The following is a 7,631-nucleotide window of genomic DNA, read 5'->3' as shown; positions in this document are numbered from 1 at the left end:
CATTTTATTCAGGTGTAGGCACAGGTAATTCAGGCAGGATTGCAATAAGATGGATATATCCACTTACTGAACGTACCAGTAATTCAGTGAATTATAAAGCAGCAATTGATGCTCAATTTTCAGGTAAGGATGATATCAATGATCAAATTTGGTTGGTAAAATAGCAATTGCTAAGTAGGTATAAAAAGACGGAATATTTATTCCGTCTTTTTTGTTTACAGGTTATTAATAATTGCTTAATATAAATTTTGTTAATTCGTATTTAGCATAATTATTATCTATGTTATTGAAATTAGGATACTTTAAACTGAATTATATCCAGCTTTATCCTAATAAGTTAAATTTGATTTAAATTCTAAGTGGTTAATAAGTCTATAAATGAGTAAATCTATTTATGCCAGATTTGAAACTTCCGGAAAAAAACTTGAATTAATTCAGGGTGTGTTACCAGAATTAAACGAAGGGGAGATCTTAGTAAAAAACACTTTCACAACGCTTTGTAGAAGTGATTTGTACACGTACAAGGGTGTTAGAAAAGAAAAATCTCCTACTATTCTTGGCCATGAAATTACCGGATATATTGTAGCCTTTGGTCCTGATTACCCTAAGTTTGATAATCGGGGTAAAGAACTCAAATTAGGAGATCGAATAACATGGGCAATCTATGCCAGTAATCCTGAAGATCCAAATTCAAAAAAAGGTTTCCCCCAAAAGGCTAAAAATATTTTTAAATACGGCCATGAGCAAATAACTCAGGACAGTAATTTTCATGGAGGTTTATCTCAATTTACCATAATCAGAAAATACACACCACTTGTAATTCTAAAGGATATTGTTTCAGATCATGTTGCAGCCCTGATCAATTGCTCAGTTGCCACCATGGCAGCATCAGTACGATTAGCTGGTGATTTTAAAAACAAGCATGTTTTAATTAGCGGTGCTGGAATGTTAGGTGTTGTGGGTAGTGCAATGGCATCCACATTAGGTGCGGCAACTGTTTCTACGCTTGATATTGATACTAACCGACTAAATGTTTCAAGATTATTTGGCTCAGAATATACAGGGACTAGCATCAGTGAGTTTAATAGAAAATTTGACATTATCATTGAGACAAGTGGTTCACCTGACGTGATGTCTAATTCTCTTCAACATCTGGAAATAGGGGGTTTAACAGTCTGGCTCGGGGCAGTTTTTCCACAAGCAGATTTGAAAATTAATGCAGAATTTGTTGTTAGAAATTTAATTACCATAAAAGGTTTGCATAATTACAATGAGTTTGATCTTGTTTCAGCAGTTGACTTTATTGAACGAAATAGTAATGTTTTTCAGTTCGAAAAGCTTGTTGAAGGCAACTTTAATTTACAATCCGTAAATGAGGCTTTTGATTACGCTGTTGAACAAAATCCATATAGGGTAGGTATTGCAATAGTTTAAAAAGTACTATTAATTCTAATCCTGATATTATTAAAATAATTCATGAAAGCATTTCAAAGTAGGGTTAGCAAGGAAGATTTTAATTTTTTATTGACGGCATCGTCCGCTGCATTTATTACCTATCTGAGCATGTATGCTTTTAGAAAGCCCTTTACTGCAGCTACTTTTGATCAGTTATCTCTTTGGGGCATTGATTATAAAATTGTGTTAATTATATCTCAGTTATTGGGATATACACTTTCAAAATATATTGGAATTAAACTAATCGCCGAACTAAAGCCAGAAAAAAGAACCAAGACATTAATTTATCTCATGTTATTTGCTTGGTTATCTTTATTCTTTTTTGCCATAACACCTTTCCCATTTAATTTCCCATTCATGTTTTTAAATGGTCTTCCATTAGGGATGATCTGGGGAATAGTTTTTAGTTATCTGGAAGGGAGAAGATTTACAGAACTTTTAGGTGCCGCAATGGCTTCAAGTTTTATTGTTGCTTCTGGTGTGGTAAAAGGAGTTGGAAGATATACAATGGATCAATGGTCGGTTCCAGAAATTTGGATGCCATTTTTAACAGGACTGATTTTTTTACCAGCTCTTATTTTTGGAGCAAGACTTTTGCACAAATTACCTCCACCAAGTAAAGAAGATGTTTTGCTGAGAACAGAAAGAGTTCCAATGAACTCCTCAGACCGGAAAATGTTTTTTCGACGCTTCATTCCCGGAATTGTTTTTTCAGTATTGATTTATGTTGGCCTGACTATATTCAGAGACCTGAGAGATAATTTTGCCATAGAATTTTGGACAGGCTACGGGTACTCAAATACGCCTGCATTATTGATTTTTTCTGAAATTCCAATTGCAATTGTTGTATTAGTAATTATCGCTTTAATGATTTTTATTAAAGACAATAAATTTGCTTTCTTTATGAACTTAACCGTTAATCTATTTAGCGGGTTTTTTTTATTGCTAATTACAGTGCTATTAATGCTCAATAAGTTTGATCCTGTTTATTGGATGATCTTATCAGGATTTGCAATGTATTTACCTTATATTATCTTTCATACGGTATATTTTGAACGCTGGATAGCTTACTTTAAAATCAAAAGTAATATTGGGTTTCTAATGTATATTTCTGATGCTGCCGGTTATTTAGGAAGCACCTTTATTTTACTATTTAAAAATTTCAACTCCTATGAAATCAGTTGGATTGATTTCTTTAAAATAAGTGCATTAATAACATCAATATTGATAATTATATTATCAATATTGACTTTTTTTTATTTTAAAAAACAACATCTAAAGTATCAGGTTTTATAAAATATTTTATGAATAATAGAACAGCCATAGTAGTTGGTGCCGGAATTTTGGGCATGGCAACGGCAAGAGCCCTGGCAATAAAAGGATTTAAAGTTAAAGTAATTGAAAGATCTCAATTTTCAATTGGTGCATCCATTAGAAATTTTGGAATGCTTTGGCCAATTGGTCAGCCTGATGGTCAACTCTATGACAGAGCAATCAGGTCCCGAGAAATCTGGAAGGAATATTTAAGTACAAGTTCAATTCCATTTAATTCATGCGGTAGCTTGCATTTGGCTTATTCAAAGGAGGAATGGAATGTCTTAAATGAGCTTTACGATATTTTCAGGGAAAGTGGTAGGCCCGTTAGCCTTATCAATCAGGAGCAAATTGGCCATAAATTTGACGGAATTAATCAAACTCATCTTAAAGGAGGCTTATATAGTAATGATGAAGTTATAATTGACCCTAGAGAGGGTATCCGTAATTTACCCCATTATTTAATTCAGAAATTTGGAATTGAATTTATTTGGGGAACTGCTATTTCAAGAGTGAAACCCGGATCTGTTTTTTCAGGATCAACCAGATTTGATGCCGATTTGATCTTTATTTGCTCTGGATCTGATTTCGAAGTACTTTATCCGGAAGTTTTTAAGCAACTGGAAATAACAAAATGTAAATTGCAAATGATGCGTTTTGTTTCAGATAAACCCAACTATAAGCTAGGCACATCCATATGCGGTGGCTTATCCCTATTACATTATAAAAGTTTCACAGCTTCAAAGGCTCTTGAAATATTAAAGACTAAATTACAAAATGAATTGCCAGATCATATTAAATGGGGTATTCATGTGATGGTTTCTCAAAATATACAGGGAGAGTTAACCGTTGGCGACTCTCACGAATATGGATTAGATTTTGATCCATTTGATAAGCACTTGATCAATCAATTGATTTTAGACTATCTAAAGAATTTAGTAAATATTGATCATTGGAAATTAATTGAAACGTGGAATGGCACTTATCCTAAAATGACCAATGGTAAAACAGATTTACATATCGAGGTGGAAAATGGTGTTCACATACTCAATGGAATTGGTGGAAACGGCATGACTTTGTCGTTCGGTTTTGCAGAAGAAATAATTAACAAAATTTAAATTTTATGGTACATCCAGTAACACAACAGATTATTCATTTATTTGAAACTAAAGGTGGTTCTATGTATGGAGGTGAAGCAGTTACTCAATTAGAACATGCACTCCAGGCTGCTTATCTTGCTAAGCTAGGAAATGCAAAGCATAGCCTGATTGTGGCTTCTTTACTACATGATGTAGGCCATTTATTGCATGATTTGCCCGAAATGGCGAGTGACAACGGTATTGATGACGTCCATGAAGAATTAGCCGGAAATTTTCTGACAAAATATTTCACTGATGATGTTGTTGAGCCCGTAAAATTGCATGTGCAGGCAAAACGGTTTTTATGTGCAACTGAGCCAGATTATTATGAATCTTTATCACAGCCTTCAAAGACAAGCCTTGAATTTCAGGGTGGAATTATGAATGATGAGGAAATAGAAAATTTTAAAACTAATCCATTTTATCTGGATGCTATTTCTTTGCGTAAATGGGATGACTTAGCAAAAGATCCTGATTTTGTAACTCCGCATCTGGTTGATTTTATAACTTCTCTGGAATTAACTTTAAAAAAATAATATGAGCGTTTTGATGGTCGTTTTTGATATGGCAGGTACAACTGTGGATGAGGATAATGTAGTTTATAAAACATTACAAGATGCAATTGTCCATTATTCTTATCCTGTATCTTTATCTCAAGTATTGGAATTTGGAGCGGGCAAAGAAAAGCGACAGGCAGTTATTGATATCTTGGAAAATACAGGCTTTGAGGTATCTTCTGAAAATGTTGATCTTATCTTCGCATATTTTATTGATAAGCTGGCAAAGAATTATGAAACTTTGGATGTAAAGCCACTTCCAGACGTTGAACAAACTTTTAAGAACTTAAAGGAAAGAAATATTAAGGTTGTTTTGAATACTGGGTATAATCGTAAAACAGCTGAATCATTAATCGCAAAACTTAGGTGGGAAGAATCTAACCAGTTTGATCTCCTAATCACAGCGTCTGATGTAAAAAAGAATAGGCCACAACCGGATATGATTCTATTAGCTATGTCGAAACTGAATATTTTAGACTCGAAAAATATTATAAAAGTAGGAGATTCTACCGTTGATATTGAAGAAGGACAGAATGCAGAATGCTTATTAAGCATAGGTATTACTTCTGGGGCTCATACACACCAACAATTGAGAGAAGCTGATCCTGATTTTATTATTGATAATGTCTCTGAGTTGATTGGAATTATTGAATACTTACATTAAGCAATTTATATATTAAAAAAAGGGGTTCTGAAATCTAATTAATCGTTTTTTATTGAAGATATATGGAGTCCTTACAACCTCGACAAATTAAATCCGGATGGACCGTAATTTAGGGGCATCACATTGGCGTGCAGCAGCATTGATGAAGCATGCCCTCTGTCTGTAGTTTCAGCGCAACGTCTCTACGGATGTACAATAAAAAAGAGTCTTTTGACTCGTTTATCAAATAAAAAACAGTTTTTCCTCCACAGTGACCGTTCGCTAAGTATAATATCTATTCCCGGTAATATTCAGTATTAAAAACAAGAAGTTTGGCTCAAAATGCGGGTGTATAACCAATTAACTCTATGAACTTTGCAACAGTTGCCTGCTTGATGTTGTATTTGTTTAGGGAGTCTGAAGACTCCTCTACATTTGCTAATCCGTAGAGACGCTGCGATTAAACTACGGGCAGGCGAGCGCGGAGTGCTATTTACGTTTTTCCTTGATGAAAATTAACATGCCGAGGCTCTTCGCCGAGACTATGAGAGCCGTTAAAAAACAATAAAAAAGAATCGAATAACAATCACCGCTGCGTCTGATGCTATGAAGGGTTGTGGGAGGGCAAGGGCTGTGGTTTCCGCACCAGCCAAGGCGGAAGAACCGTGAAGGAAGGGTCTGTGCTAGGAAATCCTGCTAAATAATATCATTTGTTTTTTATCGCATATTTTTAAAAACTGTTGTCAAATGAACTGGGATTTTAGGCGTCATGCTTTTCCCTCTTTCTGTAGAATTAAATCCTGAATTTTAATGCTTCTTAGCTATAATTCTGGATTATGCTTCTAAGCTGATAAAAAATGATTTGGCAGTCTAAATTTCCTATATTTGATACAAATAGCTTAAAATTCTTAAATTAATGTTTGCATCTTTTGCCTTTTTGGCATTCAGTTTGTTTTTTATATTTTATTCCCTTAGAATGCTTTTTGCAAAAACAGCAAAACTATTTCTAAATGGATTATTATCTTTTTGGCTTTTTTCAAGATTTTTCAAAGGCGTATTTGAATATTTGACCGAACATGGTTTTGATACGGATTTTTCCTTTATTTTGAAATTTGCTATTCCTATTTTTTATGCAGCACCTGCTTGTGGTTTCCTGTACATTAAAGCTATTGCCTATCGTCAAAAAAAGCTTAGGCCAGTTGATTATTTACATTTCATTCCTGTCGGTTTATACATTATTGAAATGTTATTCTTGTATTTTTTATCTCCAGTAAATTGGGATCAAATTGCTCTTGAGTTGGGTCAAACTAAAAACTATGCGGTTGTTTTTGATATCGGGTTTATGCCATCATCATTCCATTTTATGTTTAAAAAGCTATTGACTTTAGTATATTTAATCCTTACTTGGGATGCTCTATTCCGTTCGGGTTTGATGAAAATTAAAGGATGGGGCAACTTTCGAAAAAAATGGCTTTTCTTGGCCGTTACTAAGGTCAGCTTGTTTTATATTATTCTTCTTCTTGAGACATTGAGCCAAACTGAAACTGTGTTCGCAACTCATATTATTTTTGTATCTGAAATTTTATATGTCTTTACGATAATATTGTCATTGGTGTTCTTATATCTTTTTTTGAAAGATCCTGAAGTGATTTATGGGTACACACTTCTTGGTGAAGAATTGAAAGAAACAAGCGCTAAGCTAAAAAGGTATTTATTGACAAATTCTATCGAAGTCAATTCCTCTTCTTCAGAAATAGATGCGGTATTACTATTAGAGAATATTATGCTCAAAGAGAAACTCTTCTTGTTGCCAAAGCTTGACAATATTATACTATCTCTTGCTCAGGCTTCTTCCTTGTCTGTTGATAAATGTTCACGATCGATTAATAAATCACAAGGTCTTAGTATTTCCGATTGGGTTAATAAATATCGGGTAGATTATTTTATCCAAAGTTTTCCGGAAATGTCTAGTATAAATACAATCGATGCTATTGCATTAGAATCTGGGTTTAGCAGTAGAACCACCTTTTATAGAGCCTTTAAAAAGGAAAAGGGTATGATGCCCTCTGATTATTTCTCCAAAAATTGATGATTTGCTCTGATTTCAAGTTTATATTCTAATTTTTTCTTGTCCCATATCCCGGTTATGGGACAAATTTTGTCGCACCTAATTAACTAATCGTAATATTCCTCAGTAGGTTTGCGCGTGATTTTTCGAAAGTCTACAAAAAATAATTTTCTAAACTAATTTTTTTCTCAACATCAACGTATGAAATTTAAGATTCACATTCTGCTTAGCGTATTGCTTATGCTAGGTTCTATTAATACATTTGCCCAAATAGGAATAGGCACAACCACGCCTGCACCTTCGGCTGCTTTGGAAGTAAGCTCAATTGGCAATAATAAAGGGATCTTAATTCCGCGTTTAACCGCTACTCAAAAAGATGCGATTGCGAGCCCTGCAGAAGGCTTATTAGTTTATCAAACTACCGCACCCATTGGGTTTTACTTTTATACGAATAC

General features: G+C 34.0%; 7 protein-coding genes. All 7 read left to right on the top strand.

Going from position 1 to position 7,631, the window contains the following annotated elements; all coding sequences use genetic code 11:
• The first annotated feature begins 378 nt into the window (after nt 1-378).
• Nucleotides 379-1,434, top strand: coding sequence for an alcohol dehydrogenase catalytic domain-containing protein (locus ACILQF_RS08340; protein WP_395626958.1), 1,056 nt, complete (start codon nt 379-381; stop codon nt 1,432-1,434).
• Between the two features lie 42 nt (nt 1,435-1,476).
• Nucleotides 1,477-2,751, top strand: coding sequence for a DUF5690 family protein (locus tag ACILQF_RS08335; protein ID WP_395626957.1), 1,275 nt, complete (start codon nt 1,477-1,479; stop codon nt 2,749-2,751).
• 8 nt (nt 2,752-2,759) lie between these two features.
• Nucleotides 2,760-3,887 carry a TIGR03364 family FAD-dependent oxidoreductase gene (locus tag ACILQF_RS08330; RefSeq protein WP_395626956.1) on the top strand — a complete coding sequence of 376 codons (1,128 nt, stop codon included), beginning with the start codon at nt 2,760-2,762 and terminating at the stop codon, nt 3,885-3,887.
• A gap of 5 nt (nt 3,888-3,892) precedes the next feature.
• Nucleotides 3,893-4,444 carry a phosphonate degradation HD-domain oxygenase gene (locus ACILQF_RS08325; protein WP_395626955.1) on the top strand — a complete coding sequence of 184 codons (552 nt, stop codon included), beginning with the start codon at nt 3,893-3,895 and terminating at the stop codon, nt 4,442-4,444.
• 1 nt (nt 4,445) lies between these two features.
• Nucleotides 4,446-5,129 carry an HAD hydrolase-like protein gene (locus ACILQF_RS08320; protein ID WP_395626954.1) on the top strand — a complete coding sequence of 228 codons (684 nt, stop codon included), beginning with the start codon at nt 4,446-4,448 and terminating at the stop codon, nt 5,127-5,129.
• 955 nt (nt 5,130-6,084) lie between these two features.
• Entirely contained in the window at nt 6,085-7,197 is a 1,113-nt protein-coding gene (locus tag ACILQF_RS08315; RefSeq protein ID WP_395626953.1) for a helix-turn-helix domain-containing protein, read from the top strand.
• Between the two features lie 180 nt (nt 7,198-7,377).
• Nucleotides 7,378-7,631 (top strand): hypothetical protein (locus tag ACILQF_RS08310; RefSeq protein ID WP_395626952.1); only part of this gene is annotated, 254 nt, incomplete at its 3' end.

The sequence above is a fragment of the Daejeonella sp. genome, from assembly GCF_044232565.1.
Classification (GTDB): Bacteria; Bacteroidota; Bacteroidia; order Sphingobacteriales; family Sphingobacteriaceae; genus Daejeonella.
This window is presented reverse-complemented; position numbering and strand designations above follow the sequence as displayed.

Bases quoted from the DNA above. Each gene is read 5' to 3' on its own strand.
- ACILQF_RS08340 (WP_395626958.1), top strand. From the start codon at position 379: ATGAGTAAATCTATTTATGCCAGATTTGAAACTTCCGGAAAAAAACTT.
- ACILQF_RS08335 (WP_395626957.1), top strand. From the start codon at position 1,477: ATGAAAGCATTTCAAAGTAGGGTTAGCAAGGAAGATTTTAATTTTTTA.
- ACILQF_RS08330 (WP_395626956.1), top strand. From the start codon at position 2,760: ATGAATAATAGAACAGCCATAGTAGTTGGTGCCGGAATTTTGGGCATG.
- ACILQF_RS08325 (WP_395626955.1), top strand. From the start codon at position 3,893: ATGGTACATCCAGTAACACAACAGATTATTCATTTATTTGAAACTAAA.
- ACILQF_RS08320 (WP_395626954.1), top strand. From the start codon at position 4,446: ATGAGCGTTTTGATGGTCGTTTTTGATATGGCAGGTACAACTGTGGAT.
- ACILQF_RS08315 (WP_395626953.1), top strand. From the start codon at position 6,085: ATGCTTTTTGCAAAAACAGCAAAACTATTTCTAAATGGATTATTATCT.